Consider the following 22,448-nt stretch of genomic DNA (forward strand, 5'->3'; position numbering starts at 1 on the left):
TCTGGACCTGACAATCGACTGCAGTTGTCAGGGTTTTACAAATTCTCTGATCTGAATCTGAAAGCCATTGCGCAGCGCACTGTAGACACTGCGGCCGTCCCTTAAACCGGCAGTTTGTGCCCACTGGCTCAGCTGTTCAGGGGCAAATCCCAGCCATAGATCACCGCAGGCTTCCCGCGCCCAGTCCTGACCGTGCTCCTGTAGCTCTGCCACCAGTAACTGGCCACCACTTTTCAGCGCGCCTTGTAAGTCCTGGAAAATCTGTGCGGGGTCGGGGGTGTGGTGCAATACCATATTCACCACAATGCTGTCCGCACTGGCTGGGCGTGCCGCTGCAGCACGGGTGTCACCACAGACAAATTCGATATTGGCCAGGCCCTGCTCATCGGCGAATGCCTGGGCGCGCTCCAACATAGCCGAGGACAGATCCAGCGCAGTGACTGTGGCAAAACGCAGGGATAACTCCTGTAGGAACTCCCCCTCGCCGGGCCCCACCTCCAGGGCATGGCGGCCAGAGTTGAGCAGCTGTGCCACCTGCGGGCCATACACGCTGTAACTGGCGATCAACTCCTGCTGCTCGCGAAAGCGATTTCCGTAGTCCGCAAAGAAGCGACGCGAGGCTTCGGCGCGCTCCTCCGAGATACGCGCCACCGATTGAGCCCGCGCGTCTGATAGCGGCAACTGGTCCAGGTTGGCGAACAGCTGAGCGAGCAGCGGTGTGCTGCCTGTGCGCCGGTAAAAAAGGTTGTTACCCTCGCGGCGCTTGCTCACCAACCCCGCTTGGGCAAGCACCTTTAGGTGGTGACTCAGGGCCGGTTGGCGCAGATCAAAAATTCGGCAGAGTTCCAGCACGCTGTAGGAGTCCTGGCTAAGCAGGCGCAAAATCTCCAGGCGCAGGGGATCCCCCGCAGCTTTTAGGGTCGCCGCCAGTTGGGGAATTTCCGCGCTGGTGCCGGATTGAGAAATGGGCTGGATTTCAGACATGCGGACGAGTCTATCAGGCACACCACCCTATATCAAAGAACTTTGATATAGCTTTATAAAATTATTTTGATGTAGGTGCTTATGGCCACCATCTGCACATAAACCTGGGCAATTGTTGCTTCACTTAATAGCAATTTTCCTCCGCAAGCCTTTGCGTGAGACACACCTTTACGGGAAAATACGCCCCCATTTTGTCGCTGCGGGAAGCGCCTGTAGAGCACCCCGCGGCCATCCGAAAATCAGAGAGTTCTTCCTATGTCTTCTATTCCCTCTCGCACAGACAAGGCCAATGCTATTCGCGCCCTGTCTATGGACGCCGTCCAGAAAGCCAACAGCGGCCACCCCGGTGCGCCTATGGGTATGGCGGATATCGCCGAAGTGCTGTGGAATGACTACCTGAAGCACAATCCAGCCAACCCCGAGTGGGCCGACCGCGACCGCTTTGTGCTCTCCAACGGCCACGGCTCCATGCTGCTGTACTCGCTGCTGCACCTGTCCGGTTACGACCTGCCGATCGAAGAGCTGAAAAATTTCCGCCAGATGCATTCCAAAACCCCGGGCCACCCGGAGTACGGTTATGCGCCGGGCGTAGAAACCACTACCGGCCCTCTCGGCCAGGGTATTACCAATGCCGTTGGTATGGCATTGGCTGAAAAAGTATTGGCAGCACAGTTCAACCGTCCGGGTTACGAGCTGGTCGACCACCACACCTATGTATTTATGGGTGACGGCTGTTTGATGGAAGGTGTTTCCCACGAGGCCTGCTCCCTGGCCGGCACCCTGGGCCTGGGCAAACTAATCGCCTTTTATGACGACAACGGCATTTCCATCGACGGAGAAGTAGAAGGCTGGTTTACCGACGACACGCCCAAGCGCTTTGAATCCTATGGCTGGCACGTAATCCCCAATGTGGATGGCCACGACGCCACCGCCATTAAAGCCGCCATCGAAGAGGCCCGCGCGAACAGCGATAAGCCAACCATTATTTGTTGTAAAACCGTGATCGGCTTCGGCTCCCCCAACAAGCAGGGCCGCGAAGAATGCCATGGCGCACCTCTGGGTGACGATGAAATCTCCCTGGTACGCGAAACCCTCGGCTGGGCCCACGCCCCCTTCGAAATCCCCGCGGAGATCTATGCCGACTGGGACGCCAAACCCAAAGGTGAAGCCCAGGAAGACGAGTGGAAAGACATTTTCGCCGACTACCGCGAAGAGTTCCCCGAGCTGGCTGCCGAATTCGAGCGCCGTATGCGCGGCGAACTGCCCGCAGACTTTTTTGCAAAGGCCGATGACTATATTCAGCAGTGCCAGGACGATGCGCAGAAAATCGCCTCGCGCAAGGCGAGCCAGAATGCACTGAACGCCTACGGTCCGCTGCTGCCTGAATTCCTCGGTGGTTCCGCCGACCTGGCCGGCTCCAACCTCACCATCTGGTCCGGCTCCAAGGGCGTCAGTGCCGAAGATGCCTCCGGCAACTACGTCTACTACGGCGTGCGTGAGTTCGGCATGAGCGCCATGATGAATGGCATCGCCCTGCACGGCGGTTTCGTCCCCTATGGCGCCACTTTCCTGATGTTTATGGAATACGCCCGCAACGCCGTGCGCATGGCCGCACTGATGAAGCAACGCGTGATCTTTGTCTACACCCACGACTCCATCGGCCTTGGTGAAGACGGACCCACTCACCAGCCAGTTGAGCAGCTGAGCGCTTTGCGTTCTACCCCCAATCTGCACACCTGGCGCCCCTGCGACGCCACCGAATCCGCAGTGAGCTGGAAAATGGCTATCGCACGTAAAAATGGACCCAGCACCCTGGTGTTCAGCCGTCAGGGCCTAGCGCCGCAACCGCGCAACGCCGCACAGCTGGCCCAGGTAGAGAAGGGCGGCTATGTACTGTCCGACTGCGACGGCACCCCGGAAGCGATCATTATCGCCACCGGCTCAGAAGTGGAACTGGCCATGGCCGCCCAAGAGAAGCTCGCGGGCAAGAAGGTGCGTGTGGTTTCCATGCCCTGCGCCGAGGCCTTTATGGAACAGGACGAGTCCTACCGCGAATCGGTACTGCCCTCCGCCGTGCGCGCACGCGTGGCCGTAGAGGCCAGCCACCAGGATTACTGGTATAAGTTCGTCGGCTTTGACGGCGCCATTATTGGCATGAGCAGCTTCGGTGAGTCCGCCCCCGGCGGCGAGCTGATGCGTCACTTCGGTTTCACCGTGGAAAATGTGGTGGAAACCGTCGAGAAAGTGCTGAACTAATTTCAGCACTCTAGCCGGGCGCCCCTTGCACACAATATCGCGAGGGGCGTCTCGGCTACGCCTTCAATTCCTATCCGGCATGTACCGCTATGACCACCCGACTCGCCATTAATGGCTATGGCCGTATCGGCCGCTCCGTTCTGCGCGCTCTGTACGAATCCGGCGCTCGCGATACCCTGCAGATTGTCGCCATCAACGAGCTGGCAGACTGCGCGACCATCGGCCACCTTACCAAGTACGATTCGGTACACGGTCGCTTCGCCGGTGATGTCTCAGTGGAAAATGACACACTAACAGTTAATGGCGATTCCATCGCAGTCACGCATTTCGAGCGTTTGGAAGACCTGAATTGGCGCGAGGAAAATGTCGATATCGTGCTTGAGTGCACCGGTAGTTTTAAAGAGCGGCGCTGTGCCGAACTGCACTTGGCCGCAGGGGCAAAAAAAGTTTTATTCTCCCAGCCCGCCAGCCGCGATGTGGATGCCACCATTGTTTATGGGGTTAACGATCACACCCTGAACGGCAATGAAACTATTATTTCTGCCGCCTCCTGCACCACCAATTGCAGCGTGCCGGTAATCGCAGCGCTCGACAAGGCGTTTGGTATAGAAGCGGGCGTGCTGACCACCATCCACTCCGCCATGAACGATCAGCCGGTAAGCGATGCCTATCACCACACCGATTTAAGAAAAACACGCTCCGCCGTTACCTCAATTATTCCCGTCGACACCGCACTCGCCCGCGGCATCGAGCGCATATTGCCGCACTTATTTGGAAAGTTCGAAGCCCAGGCTATGCGCGTACCCACGGTCAATGTCTCCGCTATTGATCTATCGGTTCAATTACAAAAAGACGTAAGTCAAAGTGAGATCAACGCTTTACTAAAATCCACAGCTGGGACCGAGTTTAAAGGCGTACTCGGCTTCACCGAAGAACCCCTCGCCTCCTGCGACTTTAATCACGACCCGCGCTCGGGAATTATTGATGCCAGTCAGACACGGGTTGCCGGCGGAAAATTAGTAAAGATATTGATTTGGTTTGATAATGAGTGGGGGTTTGCGAATCGGATGTTGGATGTGGCCAGAGAATTAACCCAAAAGAATACCTCCCATTAGGGCTAAAAAAGCCATTTACTTCTAGCACTAAAATACCGATTTTGCGTTAATAGGAAAATCGACACCTAATAAATATCAGTTCCAAGTATAGAGCTCATCAACTTAGCATGCTCTGGATAAGGACAATAAAGGCGGTAAATCCTTACCGCCCTATAAGCCAATTGCAAAAATACAGTTCTTCTATTTGATTATGGAACTCTAATTTATTGGTCGACAGGCAATGGTACGGGCCTTTCACTAACTTTATACATAAATGAATTATATATATGCCCACCAACGAATATATTATTCGTTAAATCAGATAAACCAGGAATTTCATCACGTCTTTCATTTGAGAAAAATTTCAACTCCTTTCTAATCCAGAACAACTGCTCCTCTTCTGATACCTGAGAAAGGTTCCACTCTCGCTCACTACCAAGTGAGCAATCTGCATTGGATTGGGGATCCCAGTCACTAGGCATACAGCTGTCACCATTCATTCTCCGGTAAAATCTAATAATCAAATTTCCATCATCAGATAGCTTCCAAAGCCCCGAATAAATATCAAGTTCATCACTAACTAACTCTCCATCAGAATCCCAATCAAAAATAGTTATTCTTTTTACTGTGCCGTCAGAATTCACCTCAAACCAAGAGTAATCTAATGGTTGAGCAAAGTACGAGCTAAATTGATAAATACCCTCTACTGTATTCTCTTTCCATGAATCCAGATCTTTAGCTAGTACAGTATCAAAATCTATTAGTCGTCCTTTCTCTGACTCTTCTAGAACAAACGTTAAATTTTTTCCCTTATACATATAGTCTAGAAAAACATATGTGAATTTACTTCCTGCAGAGGTATCTATAATGATTTTTTTATCGTCTTCCAAGCGCCAAACCCCTGACATATTAGTGCTTGTCTTTCTTCCATCTCCCTCCACACCAGGAATAGATATATTGACCGTCCCACCAGTTTCAAACTCTCCCCTAAAGCTCATACCAAGAACTCTAACTGAAAGCCTGGGAGAAACCCCATCTACGGGATTTATGACTTCTCCAAGCATAGCTGGTGTCGGCATACTATATTCTTGTTCCAACTTAACTGACTCAGAAACTTTTATTATGCTTGAGGAGCGAATCGCAGTTTCTGCGTAAATATTGCTCTTTATCTCTGGGTCAAGAATAATAGGATCAGGACTGACATCATATTCTTCAACTTGCAGAATAACTGATGAAATAGCATCACTGTCCATCATCCAAACAAGATCGTTGATTACGATATGGCTTTCTACGGAGTAGGTTCCAAAAAAACTAACGTGCCTTATCAAATCTGCATCTTTAAACGTAATTCCATTATCATTTTTTGACCATGTAAAACTAGTATTATCAACTTCTCCATTAATTTCACCGGTTCCATCTGGTCGTAGAGTAAGCCTCACCTTCAAATATGGTAGATAATAGGTATCTGCTATTTGCAAATTACTATTAGATAAATAGCCAAATAATTTTATATTCTCAATTAGACTTGACTGTGCCTTATCGAACAAATCAGCAAGCCTTTCTTTTGCGTTATATACAGAAATAGATACTGCGGATTTATTGGCTGCTAACTCATATATATCACGATAAGCATTAGGGATAGAAAGACCGGAATCTTTCATTAAACTTTCATTACTACTATATAAACTAATGAAAGCAGCTATATCAAAAACTACGGAAGCATCAAGACTCCTTAAGGATAAAGTTAACTCTGAGTCTGACTTTATCTCCCCTGCATTTATGCTTTTTAGATACGCGGAAAAAGCTGTAGAAATACTGGTAATATTTACCTCATTCTTTTCCTCCTGCACTAAGACTCCGTCTTCACCAGATTTCTCTAGCAAAGTTCTTACAGAGCCAAGTAGACTCACAAGTCTTATACTACTTTCGGCAGGAAAAATGGCTTCAGCTCTTACAAAGCTATCAATCTGAGATTCAGGGATATCTATATCGATAGAGTAATTCCCTAACGCATCTACCTCTCCATAAAATTCAGTATCAGCTACCTGTAACCTCACCTCAGCATGGGTAAAGCTCGTAGTTTCCACATATCCTTCAATCGTCAAGCTAACCGTTTTCTCGGGGAGCTCATTATTCTTGTCTTTATCATCGCTGCTACAAGCTGATAGAAGTAATAAGCAACCAATTATTAGAAAATTGGATAAGAATTTAGGGTACATCATTCTACTCATTCATACTGGATGGAATTCTGAGGGACGGGACTATAAAGAAACAAGCAGAGCCAGGCCAGAAAAATTAAGAGATGAAGTTTTGAAATTACACTAACTAGCTGTCACAAAATGCAAATAAATATCTGAACATGGCTTGTTGATAGTGATAGGATCAGGTTTGATCCTTCTTATGGTTAGAAAAATTCCCAATAAAAACCCTTTACCAAGAAAGGGTCGTCTAAGAAATTTTTATATTAATCATGTAAAATGCAACTCATTTCATCTAGCCCTCCTTGCTTTATCTCTGAGTTTGACCGGCGATATTCATCCCCCAACTGGCGTAAACGTTCTTCGCGATTAACTTTACCTAAATCTCCCAACCTTTGCGCAGCATTATAAAAAGCCACCCAACTACCACTATCCAAATAAAGCTGCTTAAAGGCAGGCACCTGGGATTCATATTCAGCGGCTAGAGCCAGGGTGGCATTATTCGTTTTTTCTATGTAGCTCTGGTAGCGAGTTGGATTGGGCCAGTTTGCAGATAGCTTTCTATAGCATTGCCGTAATCGGGATAAAACCCGGGCTTTTTGTTCGCGCTTTAAATCATCTGGCTGTGAAGATTGATAGACTGTTTGTAATTGGCTGCGTGCGGCTGCCATCAATTGACGCACAGACAAGGTTTCTGCACGTGCCTGAGCTGCGGAGCTGACCAGGCCCTGACTACTGAGCCAGCCGGGTAGGGCAATTTCTGAGACGGCGGTGGCAAAGCTCTCGTTGAACTGGGTATCACCGGAGATATAAACCCTTCTATGGGCCAGCTCATGAAATAAAAGACCGGCTAGGCGTTCCTGAGGCCAATTAACAAAACTGGATAATATTGGGTCGTTAAACCAACCGAGGGTGCTGTAAGCGGGCACTGCGCCCAGATATACATCATAGCCCTGTCCTCGCAGCTGATTCGCTTTTGCCTCTGCCGCAGACTTGCGAAAATAACCACGGTAGCTGGCGCAGCCGGCGATAGGATAACACCAGCGCTTAGGCTCAAGGGAAAACTCCGGCGCTGCTAGGACATTCCAAATCGGGTAGGTGTCGTCTAGCTGTACATAAGCGCTATAGGCATCACCTACCGGCAGTTGCAAAACTTCAGCTGCATAGGCACGAATCTGCAATACCAGTTGTAGCTGCTGTTGTAATTGCTCACTGGTACCCGGTTCATTAATGACTTTTTCTATCGGCTGACGCCCAGACAAAATACGCCACTGGCCTGCAGCTGCTTGGGCGTAATAACCGACGGTTTCACAGCCCGCCAAATACAGTGGGATGATAAGCAGCCATAAGCGCAAATTAAGCCATTTTTTTGGCAGGCCCGTGATAAGCAATCTGCTATACACTTCCTTTCCTATTGTCATTTTATGTGATCTGGCCAGGGCCTTTTCTTCCCCTTCAATAGCCTCTAAGGGTTATAGCATGATGCCAGTTAGCGCGGTTCTGACAGTATTTGCCCTGGCTTTTGCCGCCATTGCATGGCTGCGATTAGTGAAAGTGTGCTTTGACGACAGCACTATAGCCGGATTCCTCGCTCTTTTTATACCTCCCTTGGCACTTATGCTGCTTCTCCCTCGCTGGCGCCAGGAGCAGGAGTTATATCTTTTATGGGGCGCAGCACTTGCCTGCCTGCTATTAAGTTTTGTGCTGCACTGATGAAAAAATTCCCTATGCTCTAAAGCGCATATATGAACCTAGCTAACTCTATCAAGTAAAATACTGGTCAGTCGCAGTGCTGCATCTTCTCCTTTAGGAAAAGTAGCCCCCTAAGAACACCTGCACTTGGTATCAGCTTATATACGCCCAGCTAAAGACCACAGATCCTTCTCTTCTCCAGTAACTTAAGCCCAGTTGATTTAGGTCAAGAGGTTTGTAGCACTACTCCATACACTGCATAACTGAAGCATTGGCGTACTGGAGAGAAAGATGGATGCCTTAATTGATCTATTTACCAGCTTTTCCGGCTTGCTCAGTCTGGCCGTAATCGGGTTTATATTCCTGATGGCATACTATTTTTATCGACTGGTTAGTAACAATGTGGAAAAAGCAGTAGCGGAGCAGGAAAAGAAAGAGCGCGCTGCAGCCACCCGTGTCAATAAAACGGCGGCTGCATCTCGCTAATACCTGGGGTCTCAGGGTAGTACCATTGCCGCAAGTTTTTTGCGGTGCAGGCGGTTATTTTAAGAAACAGGAGTTTCTGATCTTAATCGCTAATTTCCTCAGCTGACCGTTTGGTTTTTGTTGCGATGGGGGCTTGCCAGTAGTGGCGCAAAAACCAATATCGTTCGGCTTTTTATTGCATGGAACGCAGACTGTCTATCCACAACCAGCTCTGTTTGAGAGCACGGCGTTGGATTTTGGTTAGGGCAGGTAAAACAACAGGGCGACTGCCCCGGCTGCGAAAGCAGTCGGGGCATTTTATTGCGCAAGCAAAATGTTGATTTGAAAAACTACTTCGAGCCGTTTAAGTGATGGCGGAAATGTAATTTTTTATAAATCCGCAAATCAAGACTGCTCGGCTTGCTCTTTCGACCGGCGCGATGTAATCCAGCGACCAAACAAGATTCCCACCTCAAATAGCAACCACATGGGTACGGCCAGTAGGGACTGGGAGATAACATCCGGTGGGGTGAGCAGCATACCGATCAGGAAGCAGCCCACAATCACATAGGGACGTTTACTCCCCAGGGTTTTGGCATCCACTGCGCCACTCCAAATCAATAACACCGTGGCGATAGGGATCTCGAAAGCGAAGCCGAAGGCAAAAAATAACTTCAATACTAAATCCAGATAGCTGCGCATATCCGGCATAACTTTGATATCTGCGTGAGCCGAGCCAACAAAGAAATCAAATAAAATAGGAAACACTACAAAATAGGCAAAGGCCACACCGGCGTAAAACAAAAATACGCTGGTGACCAAGATTGGAATCGCAATACGCTTTTCATTTTTATAAAGACCGGGAGCTATAAAAGCCCAGGCCTGATAGAGCACAAAGGGAATGGCGATGAAAAACGATACAATAAAGGTGGTCTTAAATGGCGTAAGGAAGGTGGAGGTCACCTCTGTGGCAATCATGCCTGCATCGCCGACCAAACGCTCCTGTAGCGGATTGGCAATAAAGTTGTAGATATCCGAGGCAAAGGGTACCAGGCAGGCGAACAAAACCACTACAACCAGTAAAGTGCGCAGCAGCCGATCCCGCAGCTCGATCAAGTGATCGATAAAGGGCTGATGGCTGTCTTGTGATTGATCGCTCATGGTTGCTTGTCTTTTTCCTGTTGCGATTCTTTTTCTAGGTCTTTAGGCGTATTTTCCGGGTGCTCCGGATTCAGTTCGGGATCACCTAAATCGTGCCAGTGCTCCGGGTATTCCGGGTCCTGCAACTCTTCAACAGTTTCATCCTGCTCCGGTAAATAGTCTTCTTTTTCCGCGCGCGGATGTTCGGGCTCCTGGGGCACTTTGGCTGGAGCTTTTTCCTTAGGTTTGGCCGACTCGCTGGGCTGTGGCTCCTCCTGCTGCTGCAGGGATTCATTCACCTCGCGGTTGGCCTCACTAAAGGTACGCTCCATTTCCCGGCGACTCTCCTCGATCTCCTTGAGGATGCGCTCATTGTGCAGCTCTCGGCGGATATCGTCGGCACCGACTTCCCGTTCCAGTTCCTCACGCGCACCTTGCAAGGTTCGCTTCAGGCCAGACCACCAGCGCGCTGTCGTGCGGATGGCATCGGGCAGGCGCTCCGGGCCCACCACAAGCAGTGCCACTACCGCGACCAGTAGCAGTTCAAAAAAGCCAATATCAAACACGGGGCATTACTCGCGTTAACAGTGCCGAATTATTTGTCCTGGGACTGCTTGTCTTTTTCTTTCGAGGTGCTGCCCTGTTGCGGCTTTTCTTCCTCATCGTGCTGAAGACGCTCAGGGTCTTTGTCTTTATCTTTGTCCTCATCCTTATCATCATCCTTAACCGCTTTGCGGAAGCCTTTCAGTGCACCGCCCAGATCACCACCGAGGTTTTTTAAGCGCTTGGTTCCGAAAAGCAGCAGGACAATGACCAAGATAATCAACAGCTGCCAGATGCTAATTCCACCGAATCCCATAATTGTCTCCATGTCATTTAATACGGCAGCCGATTTGCATTGCCATTGGCCACCATGGGTAAAACCACAACTTATCAGAGGACTGTTACGCCAGTCCTTCCAACTGAATTCTTATCCCTCTTTACTGCGGGATGCCTTTTCCTCCAGGCCAGAGAGACCAAAGCGCCGACCCAGTTCACGCACTACATCCTGGGAGTCCGCTCCCAGGTGCGAAAGCATCACTAATGAGTGAAACCAGAGATCCGCCGTCTCGGCGATCATATCCCGGTTGTCGCCACTGGCCTGCGCATCTTTGGCGGCGAGAATTGTTTCGGTGGCTTCCTCGCCCACCTTTTCCAGTATTTTGTTGAGCCCCTTCCTATGCAGGCTGGCCACATAGGATTTATCGGCATCCTCTGCGCATTTGCGGCTCTCTAGTACCGCATCGAGTTGTTGCAGCAGATCACTCATTTCCGAGCTCACTTGTAGATGGCTTTGGGGTCTTGCAATACCGGTTGGCTAACGCGCCATTCACCGTCCTGCAAGAGGTTGTAAAAACAGCTGCTACGGCCCGTATGGCAAGCAATTCCGCCCTCTTGCTCAACCATTAACAGCACGGTGTCACCGTCACAATCGAGGCGAATCTCGCGTATTTTCTGTAGGAAGCCGGATGACTCCCCTTTGCGCCACAGGCCTTTGCGGGAACGCGACCAGTAGACCGCATAGCCCTCGCTAGCGGTCAGTGCCAGAGACTCGCGATTCATCCACGCCATCATCAACACGCGACCGCTTTTAAAATCCTGGGCAATGGCGGGCACTAGGCCATCGCTGTTCCAGCTGACCTGATCAATAAAGCCGCTTGCTGGCACAGCTTGAGTCAATGTCTCTTCCATCTGAATTCCAAGTGTAGGCCGGCGCGACGCCGGCAAAATACTGCCGCCAGTGCCATTAGGGCCAAAGCAGTAAAATCAGGGCTGCGATGCCCAATACCCAACCAGAGGGTGGCAACTGCTCCAGCCACTGCGGCCGGCTTAAGGCCAGGGCACCTACAGCGAGCACTACCCCGCCGAGCCGACGCAAATACTGCCAGCGCCCACGGCGCTGACTGCTCGCCAGTTTTTCACCGATATTTTCCAGTTGTGGCGCCAATTCCCGCGACTGCTCAAGGGCTGAATAGACCAATTGCGGCATCTGTGGAAACTTCTCCAGCCACTCGGGACCGTAGCGCTTGATCTCGCCCACCAGTGTTTTGGGGTGGATGCGTTCACGCATCCAACGCTCCAAAAATGGATGAGCAGTCTTCCACAGATCCAATTCCGGATAAAGCTGGCGTCCCAAACCCTCGATATTCAACAGGGTCTTCTGCAATAACACCAACTGTGGCTGCACCGCCATATCGAAGCGTCGCGCAGTCTGGAACAGGCTGATCAATACCCGCGCAAAGGAAATCTCCCCCAGCGGCTTCTCAAAGATCGGCTCGCACACGGCGCGAATTGCCGCCTCGAAGGCGTTTACAGGGGTATCCGCACGAACCCAGCCACTCTGTACGTGCAGCTCCGCCACCATGCGGTAATCGCGCCGGAACATGGCGAGCAAGTTGCGCGCCAGGTAGTACTGATCTTCTCGCGACAAGCTGCCGACAATGGCGGTGTCGATAGCGATATACTGCGGACGCTGCGGGTGTTCCCGGGAGACAAAAATATTGCCCGGGTGCATATCCGCGTGGAAAAAGTTGTATTCAAAAACCTGCTTGAAGAAGATCTCCACACCGCGCTCGGCCAACAGCGGCATATTGGTATCCTGCTCGCGCAGCTGCGCTAAATCAGTGACAGGAATACCAATGATACGCTCCAGCACCAGCACGTTTTCGCGGGTGTAATCCCAGTAAACTTGGGGGATATATAGCAGTGGGGAATTAGTGAAATTACGCCGCAACTGGGTGCCGTTGGCCGCCTCGCGGGTTAAATCCAACTCGCCCTCGATGGTATGACGGTAGTCTTCCACCACTTCCACCGGGCGCAGACGCCGGCCCTCTGGCACGAAGCGTTCGATAGCCCGGGCAATCACCCGCAACAGGCGCAAATCTTCCTGAATCACTTCGCCGATGCCCGGGCGCAGCACCTTGACCACGACTGACTCGCCGCTGTTAAGCACGGCGGCGTGAACCTGTGCCACCGAAGCTGCCGCTAGGGGCTCGTGCTCAAAGCTGGCAAAGACTTCATCGACACTAGCGCCAAGGGCTTCCTCAATCAATGCGCGACACTGATCACTGGGGAAGGGCGGTACTTTGTCCTGTAGGTAGTCGAGCTGCTCAACCACATCTGGCGGCAACAAATCCGGGCGAGTGGAGAGCAGCTGACCGAATTTAACGAAGATCGGTCCCAGCTCTTCCAGCGCGCGGCGCAGTCGCTCACCGCGCTCCATCTTTGGTTGCGGCAACAGTTTGAGTGGAGCCAGTAATCCGCGCAGCCACAGGGGGCGGCGTTCGGCTGGTAATAACAGATCTAAGCGATGGCGCAGGAAAACCCGCGCGATGGTAACAGTACGGGATATAGGCAAGACTACTCGGCCTCCCCGCGGGAAAACTGTTCCTGCAGTAGGCGCACCCGCGCCTCCAGGCGCTCGGTAGCCAGGGACAACTCGGCGAGGTCATCCGCGAAAGCTTCAAATTGTGCCTGTGGTGGCGTCAACTGCCATTCCTCACTGATCGTCTCTGCGGCCGCAACCGGCGCGCGACTAAGGCTGGCACTTAACCAGCTACTAGCACTGCGCAGCACATTGCCGATGGAGTGGGCGGGAATATCGCCAAACACTTGCGCAAGTGGTGCCTCCCAATCGATATCCAGATCGCTCATGATCCACTGCAACTCGGCCAGTAGAGCACTAGAGCCGCTGATAGAGACACCCAGTGCCGCAGGCGTAGCATCGGGGTCCTTTAGTAGTCGGACCAGGGAAATAGCCGAGCCGCTGATGGTGGTCGTTACATCTCCCTCCCAGTGCTGGCGCACGCGCACCTGATCTCCCTCGATACAAAGGCAGCATTGCAACTTTGGAGCCGTCAGGTCGAGCGCCATGATTTTGCCATCCAATTCCTGCAGGCGTGCTCGGGTCGCGGGATCGTATTGCAAGGCAGTATTAATAGCGGTTTCCAGCGCGGCGTCAAAACCTGCGCGATAGGTGGGATCGCTCATGGTGGTTATTGGCCTCGTGCCATCACTTGGGGGTCAATCACGACGGGCACCTCTCAGGGCTTGATACCACGGTGCAACGCCACAATGCCACCGGTCATATTATGAAATTCACAATCGACAAATCCAGCATCCACCATCATCTGCTTGAGCGTTTCCTGATCCGGATGCATGCGGATGCTCTCCGCCAAGTAGCGGTAACTCTCCGCGTCGTTGGCCACCAATTTCCCCATAAATGGCAGCAGGCGGAACGAGTAGTGATCGTAGACTTTTTCCAGCAGTTTCGATTCCGGCTTGGAGAACTCCAGTACCAGTAAGCGCCCACCGGGTTTCAGTACCCGCAACATGGAGCGCAGCGCCAAGTCTTTATCGGTGACATTGCGCAGACCAAAAGCGATGGTAATACAGTCGAAGGTGTTGTCCGGAAAGGGAAGGTACTGGGCGTCCGCCTGTACCGGCACTACGTTGCCGGCAATGCCACGATCGAGCAGGCGGTCGCGGCCGACCCTAAGCATCGATTCATTAATATCTGCCAACACCACCTGACCGCTGGCGCCCACAATACGCGAGAAACGCGCGGTGAGATCACCGGTGCCCCCGGCGATATCCAGAATTTTCTGTCCCGGCCGCGCACCGGACAATTCGATGGTGAAACGCTTCCAGAGGCGGTGAATACCCCCGGACATCAAGTCGTTCATTACGTCGTAACGCGCCGCCACTGAGTGGAACACTTCCGCCACACGACCGGCCTTTTCCTCCACCGGGACCTCTTGGTAGCCGAAGTGGGTGGTCTTGCGATCCTTCATGCTGTGCTGCCTGCTGAGCCAAATTCAGTGCGCCATTGTACATCGACCAAGCCGGCGGAACAGTGCCCATGATTCACCCAGTGGCAACTCACTAAAATTAAATCACACTAGAGAAAATACTGAGTCCAGGGCCAATTCATGGATTACCGACTCGACAGCGACATGCCCGCTGCACTGAGTCTGCGCACTGCGGCTCACGCAGAAATACGCGCCGCCTGTGATAATGCCCGGCTTCTGCCAGGTGAACATGCCGTTCATGAGCTACGTAAACACTGCAAGAAACTGCGTGCTCTACTGCGACTGATTTTTCCGAAAGAAAATTCACTCTTCCAACTCGAGAACGATCGCTACCGGAAATTAGCGCGATCCCTATCGGCGGGCCGCGATCTGGTCTCCATTCGCACCGCGCTACTTACCCTAGCTCCCCCCAACCACTTTGAAAAAATGCATAGAGTGCTGCACCAATTACAGCGGTCGCTGCGAGATGAGGAGAGCCTTATTCGGGTCGAAGGGTTACTGCATGAGGCACAAAAGAGTATTGAGTGTTGGCCCCTGCAAAATATTGATTGGAGAGATATCGACGTAGGATATTTACGCGGCTACCAGCGCGCGCACAAAACCTGGCTAGAAACACGCGAAGGAGATAACGCCCATAAACTGCATCAATTGCGTAAAAGGGTAAAAGATCACTGGTACCACTGTCGCCTACTCAGAGAGAAACACCCCCAATCTGTAGCGCTGCGCTGTGAACCGCTCAAACAACTCGCACAAATACTAGGGGACTGGCGTGATCTATACCTACTGTGTCGCTTTGCCATCACTGTGGGAGAGCCATTAGGGGAAGAGTTAATCAAGTTATTGGAGATGGGGGACTGGCACAAGATGCGACTGCGCAGAAAAATAGAAGACGGTTGCGCCATTTTCTTTGCCCACAAAACACTTGTGATCTAAGTGATGCTGGCACAGAGGGCGCTGAAACTATTCACCAAAAAACTAAAAAGGCGCAGGAGGGTTTCCCGCGCCTTAAACTCGCCAACTTATTTGGCGCTTTGCTCCAGCAGGCCGCCGGCGCGAGCCATCACATGGAACAGGTAGTTCTGCTCATTGGTGCCGCTCACCAAGTGGGCACCGGGACCGCGGGCCCAGACACCCACATCTTCGCCGCCGTGGGTCTCCCCAGAAAGAGGAACAAGGACTTCCTGGTGGAAGCCGGGAGCGGTGGTGTCGACATCGGTAAGATCCTGACGCCCTTGAACAATATCGTCATAGTAGCGGTCATCAGCATCGGTATTGTCGCCGTAATGTGCAAAACCGCGACCATTGGCATAGTTCAGGGTGGTGTAAGGCAAGCCGGTTTTATCCAGCTTGGGCATCTCTTCAGCCACACCGGTCTTGTCATTTTTAACCACCTTGCCGAGGATTGGGTTGCCACGGGTAGTCCCACCGGCAATGGTCATCACGTGACTGTGGTCCGCGGTAACAACGATTAGAGTATCCTCGGCATTGGTGTTATCCAGGGCTACCTGCACCGCCTTGGCAAACTCTTCCGCATCGCTGAGAGCATTGTAGGCATTGTTGGCGTGGTGACCGTGGTCGATACGACCGGACTCCACCATCAGGAAGTAACCCTTATCGTTTTGCTGGAGCATCTCGATGCCCTTGGCAGTCATTTCACTCAGGGAAGGCTCGCCGCCAACATCGTTGCCACGATCGGCCTCATAGCGCATATGAGAGGAGTTAAACAACGCCAATAGCTTATCGGTGTTATTCACATCCAGCTGGTCAAACCCGGCTTTGTCTTCCATGTAGTGCGCGGTGGTTACGCCATCGTTATAACGAGTTTTCCACGCTTCAATCAGATTGCGCCCATCTGTGCGCTTACCAGTCTTGCCTTCCGCATCGGTGAAGTCCGCTGGCAGGAAGTTGCGGCGGCCGCCGCCCATTACCACGTCGATACCATCGCCGGCTTCCAGTTCAACCAGGTGGGTGGCGATATCGCGACAGCCGTCCGGAGCAGTGTATTCCCACTCACGCTCAGGCACCTTGGCATAGGTGGCTGCGGGCGTGGCGTGGGTGATACGCGCGGTGCTGATGATACCGGTGCTTTTCCCCAGTTCCTCGGCCAGCTCCAGGGAGGTGGTCAGGGGACGTTCGAGGCTGGCAGCGCAGTCACCGCGAGCGACATCTTCGGCCACACTCAGGATACCGGCCTTGGTTTTCACACCGGTAACCAGAGCGGTCATGGTGCCAGCGGAATCCGGGGTCTGCTGGTTGGTGTTGTAAGTTTTTACCAAACCGGCAAAGGGCATTTTTTCGAAGCTCAGCTGGTATTCCTCGCCGTCTAGACCCAGTTTTTGGCCGGCGAAGATGCGCGCGGCGGTCACAGTGGAGATACCCATGCCATCGCCCACAAACAGAATAATGTTTTTAGCGGCACCCGGCGTATTGTTGATTTTCTCTGCGCTCGCCGCAGCTACCGCTTTCTGGCCATCTTCGAACCAGCTGCTTTCACTTTGGGTTGAGGAAAGGCCCAAGTAATTCTGCTGCTGCGGTGTTTCAGTAGCATCCGGCACTTCGGCAACATTGTTGGAGCTGGAGTTATCGTCGCTACAGGCACTGGCCAGTACGGCAACGGAAAAGGCCAGCAGGGTCTTTTTAAACTGTTTCATGGTCAATACCCCCAATTATTCTTCTGACAGCGACAGGTCGGTCGCGGCAGTCATTATGTGGAAAACCGCATTCTGTTCCAGATGTCCCTGCACTTTTTCAGCACCGGCGCCGATCGCGTGCAGGCTGATATCCTCACCACCGTGGCTTTCGCCCCCCAGAGCAACCAGGGACTCCTGGTGGAAGCCAGGCATCTCGGTATCCACATGCGTCAAATCATGGCGACCGGCGGCGATATCGTAGTCATCGCGCTTGTCTGCATCAGTTTCAGTACCCAAATCGGCAAAGCCACGACCATTGGTGTAAGTCAAGGTGGTGTAAGGCTTATTGTCCTCGGCCAGAGAGACGGCCTCATTCGGCGCGCCGCTGTCATCGTTACCAATCACCTTGCCCAGGATAGGGTTACCCCTGGTGGGATAGCCCGCCATATTCATTACGTGGCTGTGGTCAGCAGTCACCAGGATCAGGGTTTCTTCCAGGTTCACTTTTTGTAGCGCTGCCTTGACCGCGTCAGATAACTCGATCGCTTCATTCAGTGCGTTATAGGCATTGCCGGAATGGTGAGCATGATCGACTCGGCCGGATTCCACCATCAGGAAGAAGCCGTCTTCATCTTTTTGCAGCATATCGATAGCGGTGGTGGTCATCTCGACGATACTGGGCTCTTCGCTGTTCTTGGCGATGCGGTCGGCATCGTAGCTCATGTGATCTTCGGTAAAGAGACCCAACAGCTTATCCGTTTTGGCGATATCCACTGCCGACAGTTCAAAACCATTTTCGACGTAGACCGCATTCTGCTTACCGTCATAGCGCAGCAGCCATTCACCCGTTAGGTTGCGCTCGTCTTCACGCAGGCCACCTTCAGCCACCGGTGTAAAGTAGTTGCGGCCACCACCGAGCATGACTTCCATGCCATCGCCGATGTTCATTTCCACCATTTGTGTAGCGATATCGGTACAGCCCTCATCGGCCGCGTGTTCCCACTTGCGGCTGGCGCTATGGGCATAAGTGGCTGCCGGAGTGGCGTGGGTGAGACGTGCGGTAGAGACAATGCCGGTAGCCTTGCCGCGGCTTTCCATCATCTCGAGGAAGCTGTTCAAACCCAGCTCCTTACTCGCAGCACAATCAGTCACCAGGCCCTTGCCATCCACATTGATCATACCAGCGCGAGTTTTCACCCCGGTCATCATGGCGGTCATGGTGCCAGCGGAGTCGGGGGTCTGCTGGTTAGTGTTGTAGGTTTTGATCAGGGCACTGTGAGGAAACTCCTCAAAAGAAAGGCTGTTCTCTTCACCGGGTTCACCGCGGCGCTGGCCCTCGAAGATACGGGCTGCGGTCAGGGTGGAAATCCCCATGCCATCGCCAACAAATAGGATGACGTTTTTGGCAGTTTTGGCTTCACGGGTAAGAGAAACGCGTTCTTCCAGGCGATCGGACGCCTCGGTAAACCATTCACTCTTAGTTTGGTAATCGGGCAGGCTCGCGGCGGAAACCGCGGAAGCGAGAGGAATCAAACAAAAGGCGCTGAGTGCGCGGGCAAGTTTTTTTGCCACGGTGGGCCTCCGGAACTCGTGAATTTGGCGAGCATTAGAGTCCGGAAATATGACAAAAGAATTACGCGCCGATTAACATCTCGTTTTCTTTGTCATAAAGATTTGTACGCTTGTTACAACTGCAAAAAGGCAGCCACATAATTGTTACAGTATTGCGAAATAATGCTGGAAATTATTGTTTTTCCTCGCTTTTTAATACTTTGGGAGGGAAGGAAAGTGCGCCACTGAAGGGCGCACTTGGCAGCTAACCGATAAATTTCACCACACTTTCATCCGGGTCGCGCCCCTTGCCCGCCGCGCGCAAGCGCTCCAGGTAGGCCTCCCAATTGACGGTGTATTTTTCGGCCAGTTCACGCAGATATTCCCAGGTGTAAATGCCGGTGTCATGGCCGTCATCAAAATCGATTTTCAGACCGTAACGACCGGCGGCTTCGACCCTGTCGATACCCACATGGATTTTTCCATCCACCAGCAGTGCGGGGCTATTGCCATGGCCGCGCACCTCGGCGCTGGGGGAGTAGACACGCAGATACTCTGCCGGCAGGCTGAACTCGCCATCGGCAAACAGCAACTGCAGAGTTTTCTCTGCGCGATTTAATCGTATTTTTTGCGGTTTCATTTACAGGATAAAACGCGAAAGGTCCTCGTTTTGGCTCAGCTCACCCAGGTGACTGTCCACATAAGTCGCATCCACTTTGAGAGACTTGTCGCCGTCGCCGGCATCGAAGGAAACCTCCTCCAGCAGGCGCTCCAACACCGTGTGCAAACGGCGTGCGCCGATATTCTCGGTGCGCTCATTCACTTCGTAAGCCACTTCGGCGATACGGCGAATGCCGTCCTCGGTGAATTGCAGTTCCAGACCCTCTGTCGCCAGCAAAGCCTTCTGCTGTTCGGTCAGAGACGCGGAGGGTTCGGTGAGAATACGCTCAAAGTCGGCGGAAGTCAGCGAGCTCAGCTCCACGCGAATCGGCATACGCCCCTGCAGCTCGGGAATCAGGTCCGAGGGCTTGGACAGGTGGAAGGCACCGGAGGCGATAAACAGAATATGGTCTGTCTTGATCATGCCGTACTTGGTGTTGACGGTGCTGCCTTCGATCAGTGGCAACAGGTCACGCTGCACCCCTTCACGGGAGACATCGGCACCGCCGCTCTCCTGACGCTTGGCCACCTTGTCGATCTCATCGATAAAAACGATACCGTTTTGTTCAGCAGCGCGAATCGCACGGGTTTTGATATCTTCATCGTTCACCAGCTTGGCGGCTTCTTCATCGGTAAGCTGTTTCATCGCCTGCTTGACCGGCAGCTTGCGCTTGCGCGTCTTGCCCTGGGACATATTCGAGAACATGCCCTGCAGCTGGTTGGTCATTTCCTCCATCCCAGGAGGGGCCATAATCTCCACACCCATAGGCGCGGCGGCCATATCAATTTCCACTTCCTTACTATCCAAGTCGCCCTCGCGCAGCTTCTTGCGGAACAGCTGGCGGGTGCTGGAATCCTTGTCGTTGGGCTCAGCCGAACGCGCAGGTGGCAGCAGGGCGTCGAGAATGCGCTCCTCGGCTGCATCCATAGCGCGCTGTTGCACGCCGGCCATGGCCAGTTCGCGCTCCTGCTTCACTGCCATCTCGACAAGATCACGCACGATAGATTCTACATCGCGGCCAACATAGCCCACTTCGGTGAACTTAGTCGCTTCAACCTTAATGAAAGGCGCATTGGCAAGCTTTGCCAGACGGCGTGCGATTTCGGTTTTACCCACACCGGTGGGGCCGATCATCAGGATATTCTTCGGGGTGATTTCGGCACGGAGATCCTCGCTCACCTGCATACGACGCCAGCGGTTGCGCAACGCAATCGCTACCGCGCGTTTGGCATCCTGCTGGCCAACGATGTGGCGATCGAGTTCATGGACGATTTCACGGGGGGTCATCTGGGACATACAAATTCCTGCAAAACGGTTGTGCGGGCCAGGTTGCAGCCCGCTGGACTCAGGTGCTTCTTCTGAGTGCGCCCGGTCAGTAAGTCAATTCTTCGATAGTGTTGTTGTGGTTGGTGTAGACGCAGATATCACCGGCAATTTTCAAGCCCTGCTCAACGATGGAGCGCGCATCCATATCGGTATTGTCGAGCAGCGCGCGCGCCGCCGACTGGGCAAAGGGGCCGCCGGAACCGATAGCAATCAGGTCATCTTCCGGCTGAATCACATCGCCGTTGCCGGTCACAATCAAACTAGCGCTGTCATCTGCCACCGCTAATAGAGCTTCCAGGCGACGCAGTGCGCGGTCTGTGCGCCAGTCTTTGGCCAGCTCCACCGCAGCGCGGGTCAACTGGCCACCGTGGGCTTCCAGCTTGGCTTCAAAACGCTCAAACAGGGTGAAGGCATCGGCGGTGCCACCGGCAAAACCAGCGATAACCTTATCTTTGTAAAGTCGGCGCACCTTGCGGGCATTGCCTTTCATAATGGTGTTGCCCAGAGACACCTGGCCGTCGCCGCCAATCACAACTTTGCCGTTGCGGCGACAGGATAAAATGGTGGTTCCGCGATACTGTTCCAATGGAGACCTCTCGGATTACGCGTGTACTGTGGCTGTGCAAGGCCTGCTGCCTTACACGCCGGGAAAATTAGTCAGATTAGATAAGTGAGGACGGGACGCACCGATTTCAATAAGAGAAGGGCCAATTGCTATACTGAGAACCCGTCATCCATTGCGGATTCGCCTCTTGGCTCTGCTTCCCTCCCGCTACTTCAAGCCGCTTTTCACCCTGGTTATGACCTGCGTGATGTCGGGAGTAATCTCTGGGGCGATTACCTACTCCCACCAGGGATTCAGCGAAGGATTTCTGCCGATATGGGGCCGGGCCTGGTTACTGGCCTGGATAATTTCACTGGGATTGCCGCCACTGATCAGACCGGTAATAAAAAGTCTGCTGGGCAAACTGGCGGCGCCAGATGAGGAATCCAGCAGTTGATTTAATTTGCAGGTCGCTTCAATACCAGCGGCATCAGGCGATGTTCTGCCAGAACCTGGCGGGCTTTGGCCATGCGCGAGCGGTTGTCAAATGGGCCAACCAAGACCCGATGCCAAGTGCCGCGGCTATCACTGGCAGACTCCACTTTGACATCCAGATTGGCCAGGGTGAGCTGGGCGCGCAGGCGCTCGGCTTCCGCCGCCTCGCGGAAAGAGGCGGCCTGCAAGATATAAACCTGCGCTTTGACCTTATCAGCAGCCTCTTGTTTATTGGAGGAAGACTCCCCACGAATGGCGGGCTTGGCCACCTTGGGTGGCGGTACCGAAACTTCGTTTTCCTTGAGCATGGTATAGAAATCAAAGCGCGGTTCGGACGGCGCCTGCGCCGTCGGTTTGGTTGCCGGAGCTCTGTCACCAGCGGCACCTTTGCCATTGCCGGCCACACCGAACTGCAGCAGCAAGAACACCGCAAAGCCACCCACGGCATTGCCCAGTACAAACCACACCCATGCGGGTTTGCCCGAGGCACTTTTGCTGCGGCGTTTCGTGTTGCGACGGCTCATGGTGGAATTCTTCCCTGGATAGTCTACTCAGCGGGCAA

Annotated in this window: 23 protein-coding genes; 6 read left to right on the top strand and 17 right to left on the bottom strand. The window is 52.9% G+C overall.

From position 1 onward, the window contains the following. Positions 1-27: 27 nt before the first annotated feature. Positions 28-984 carry a metalloregulator ArsR/SmtB family transcription factor gene (locus ACJJIB_RS00660; protein WP_444887543.1) on the bottom strand — a complete coding sequence of 319 codons (957 nt, stop codon included), beginning with the start codon at positions 982-984 and terminating at the stop codon, positions 28-30. 264 nt (positions 985-1,248) lie between these two features. Between ACJJIB_RS00660 and tkt the strand changes: the two genes are divergently transcribed. Beyond that, positions 1,249-3,240 (top strand): transketolase, encoded by a 1,992-nt coding sequence (gene tkt / locus ACJJIB_RS00665; protein WP_444888887.1) that lies wholly within the window; start codon positions 1,249-1,251, stop codon positions 3,238-3,240. A gap of 89 nt (positions 3,241-3,329) precedes the next feature. Next, entirely contained in the window at positions 3,330-4,355 is a 1,026-nt protein-coding gene (gap, locus tag ACJJIB_RS00670) for a type I glyceraldehyde-3-phosphate dehydrogenase (RefSeq protein WP_444887544.1), read from the top strand. A 203-nt stretch (positions 4,356-4,558) separates the two neighbouring features. Here gap and ACJJIB_RS00675 read toward each other — a convergent pair whose 3' ends face one another. Together ACJJIB_RS00675 and ACJJIB_RS00680 are read right to left on the bottom strand one after the other, a co-directional pair. Beyond that, positions 4,559-6,556: a hypothetical protein gene (locus ACJJIB_RS00675; RefSeq protein WP_444887545.1), complete on the bottom strand. Its 1,998-nt coding sequence runs from the start codon at positions 6,554-6,556 to the stop codon at positions 4,559-4,561. Positions 6,557-6,798: 242 nt separating this feature from the next. After that, positions 6,799-7,935, bottom strand: coding sequence for an aminopeptidase (locus tag ACJJIB_RS00680; RefSeq protein ID WP_444887546.1), 1,137 nt, complete (start codon positions 7,933-7,935; stop codon positions 6,799-6,801). Positions 7,936-8,011: 76 nt separating this feature from the next. On the opposite strand from ACJJIB_RS00680, the gene ACJJIB_RS00685 reads away from it, so the two are divergent. Both ACJJIB_RS00685 and ACJJIB_RS00690 read left to right on the top strand, forming a co-directional pair. Continuing rightward, the gene (locus ACJJIB_RS00685) at positions 8,012-8,245 is read left to right on the top strand and encodes a hypothetical protein (RefSeq protein WP_152455765.1); all 234 of its coding nucleotides are present in this window, start codon (positions 8,012-8,014) and stop codon (positions 8,243-8,245) included. A 270-nt stretch (positions 8,246-8,515) separates the two neighbouring features. Next, on the top strand, positions 8,516-8,710 hold the full coding sequence (locus ACJJIB_RS00690) for a DUF3149 domain-containing protein (protein ID WP_444887547.1): 195 nt from the start codon (positions 8,516-8,518) through the stop codon (positions 8,708-8,710). Positions 8,711-9,094: 384 nt separating this feature from the next. Here the strand turns inward: ACJJIB_RS00690 and tatC are convergent, their stop codons facing one another. The 8 genes from tatC to ubiE form a co-directional block, all read right to left on the bottom strand. Next, complete coding sequence (tatC, locus tag ACJJIB_RS00695; protein WP_252083825.1) at positions 9,095-9,850, bottom strand: twin-arginine translocase subunit TatC; 756 nt, start codon at positions 9,848-9,850, stop codon at positions 9,095-9,097. Continuing rightward, on the bottom strand, positions 9,847-10,395 hold the full coding sequence (gene tatB, locus ACJJIB_RS00700; RefSeq protein WP_252083826.1) for a Sec-independent protein translocase protein TatB: 549 nt from the start codon (positions 10,393-10,395) through the stop codon (positions 9,847-9,849). The genes tatC and tatB overlap by 4 nt, the downstream gene beginning before the upstream one ends. A 29-nt stretch (positions 10,396-10,424) precedes the next feature. Next, complete coding sequence (gene tatA / locus ACJJIB_RS00705) at positions 10,425-10,688, bottom strand: twin-arginine translocase TatA/TatE family subunit (RefSeq protein WP_252083828.1); 264 nt, start codon at positions 10,686-10,688, stop codon at positions 10,425-10,427. A gap of 111 nt (positions 10,689-10,799) precedes the next feature. After that, positions 10,800-11,138 carry a phosphoribosyl-ATP diphosphatase gene (locus ACJJIB_RS00710; protein ID WP_252083830.1) on the bottom strand — a complete coding sequence of 113 codons (339 nt, stop codon included), beginning with the start codon at positions 11,136-11,138 and terminating at the stop codon, positions 10,800-10,802. A gap of 8 nt (positions 11,139-11,146) precedes the next feature. Beyond that, entirely contained in the window at positions 11,147-11,560 is a 414-nt protein-coding gene (hisI, locus tag ACJJIB_RS00715; RefSeq protein ID WP_444887548.1) for a phosphoribosyl-AMP cyclohydrolase, read from the bottom strand. A gap of 55 nt (positions 11,561-11,615) precedes the next feature. Beyond that, positions 11,616-13,226, bottom strand: coding sequence for a ubiquinone biosynthesis regulatory protein kinase UbiB (gene ubiB, locus ACJJIB_RS00720; protein ID WP_444887549.1), 1,611 nt, complete (start codon positions 13,224-13,226; stop codon positions 11,616-11,618). A 2-nt stretch (positions 13,227-13,228) separates the two neighbouring features. Then, on the bottom strand, positions 13,229-13,858 hold the full coding sequence (locus ACJJIB_RS00725; RefSeq protein WP_444887550.1) for a ubiquinone biosynthesis accessory factor UbiJ: 630 nt from the start codon (positions 13,856-13,858) through the stop codon (positions 13,229-13,231). A 53-nt stretch (positions 13,859-13,911) separates the two neighbouring features. Beyond that, a complete protein-coding gene (gene ubiE, locus ACJJIB_RS00730; protein ID WP_252083834.1) occupies positions 13,912-14,661 on the bottom strand; it encodes a bifunctional demethylmenaquinone methyltransferase/2-methoxy-6-polyprenyl-1,4-benzoquinol methylase UbiE in 750 nt (249 codons plus the stop codon). A 138-nt stretch (positions 14,662-14,799) separates the two neighbouring features. On the opposite strand from ubiE, the gene ACJJIB_RS00735 reads away from it, so the two are divergent. Next, positions 14,800-15,612 (top strand): CHAD domain-containing protein, encoded by an 813-nt coding sequence (locus tag ACJJIB_RS00735; RefSeq protein WP_444887551.1) that lies wholly within the window; start codon positions 14,800-14,802, stop codon positions 15,610-15,612. 86 nt (positions 15,613-15,698) lie between these two features. Here ACJJIB_RS00735 and ACJJIB_RS00740 read toward each other — a convergent pair whose 3' ends face one another. The 5 genes from ACJJIB_RS00740 to hslV form a co-directional block, all read right to left on the bottom strand. Next, entirely contained in the window at positions 15,699-17,330 is a 1,632-nt protein-coding gene (locus ACJJIB_RS00740) for an alkaline phosphatase (protein WP_444887552.1), read from the bottom strand. Between the two features lie 15 nt (positions 17,331-17,345). After that, positions 17,346-18,881 (bottom strand): alkaline phosphatase, encoded by a 1,536-nt coding sequence (locus ACJJIB_RS00745; RefSeq protein WP_444887553.1) that lies wholly within the window; start codon positions 18,879-18,881, stop codon positions 17,346-17,348. 244 nt (positions 18,882-19,125) lie between these two features. Next, positions 19,126-19,500 carry a gamma-butyrobetaine hydroxylase family protein gene (locus ACJJIB_RS00750; RefSeq protein WP_444883173.1) on the bottom strand — a complete coding sequence of 125 codons (375 nt, stop codon included), beginning with the start codon at positions 19,498-19,500 and terminating at the stop codon, positions 19,126-19,128. Continuing rightward, positions 19,501-20,817 (bottom strand): ATP-dependent protease ATPase subunit HslU, encoded by a 1,317-nt coding sequence (gene hslU / locus ACJJIB_RS00755; RefSeq protein ID WP_444887554.1) that lies wholly within the window; start codon positions 20,815-20,817, stop codon positions 19,501-19,503. Positions 20,818-20,893: 76 nt separating this feature from the next. Next, complete coding sequence (gene hslV, locus ACJJIB_RS00760; RefSeq protein ID WP_252083840.1) at positions 20,894-21,433, bottom strand: ATP-dependent protease subunit HslV; 540 nt, start codon at positions 21,431-21,433, stop codon at positions 20,894-20,896. Positions 21,434-21,599: 166 nt separating this feature from the next. Here hslV and ACJJIB_RS00765 point away from each other — a divergent pair, with 166 nt between their 5' ends. Further along, a complete protein-coding gene (locus ACJJIB_RS00765; protein ID WP_444887555.1) occupies positions 21,600-21,848 on the top strand; it encodes a DUF2798 domain-containing protein in 249 nt (82 codons plus the stop codon). Between the two features lies 1 nt (position 21,849). Here the strand turns inward: ACJJIB_RS00765 and ACJJIB_RS00770 are convergent, their stop codons facing one another. Continuing rightward, positions 21,850-22,410, bottom strand: coding sequence for an SPOR domain-containing protein (locus tag ACJJIB_RS00770; RefSeq protein WP_444887556.1), 561 nt, complete (start codon positions 22,408-22,410; stop codon positions 21,850-21,852). Positions 22,411-22,448 lie beyond the last annotated feature (38 nt).

The organism is Microbulbifer mixtoriginis (SeqCode) (assembly GCF_052467705.1).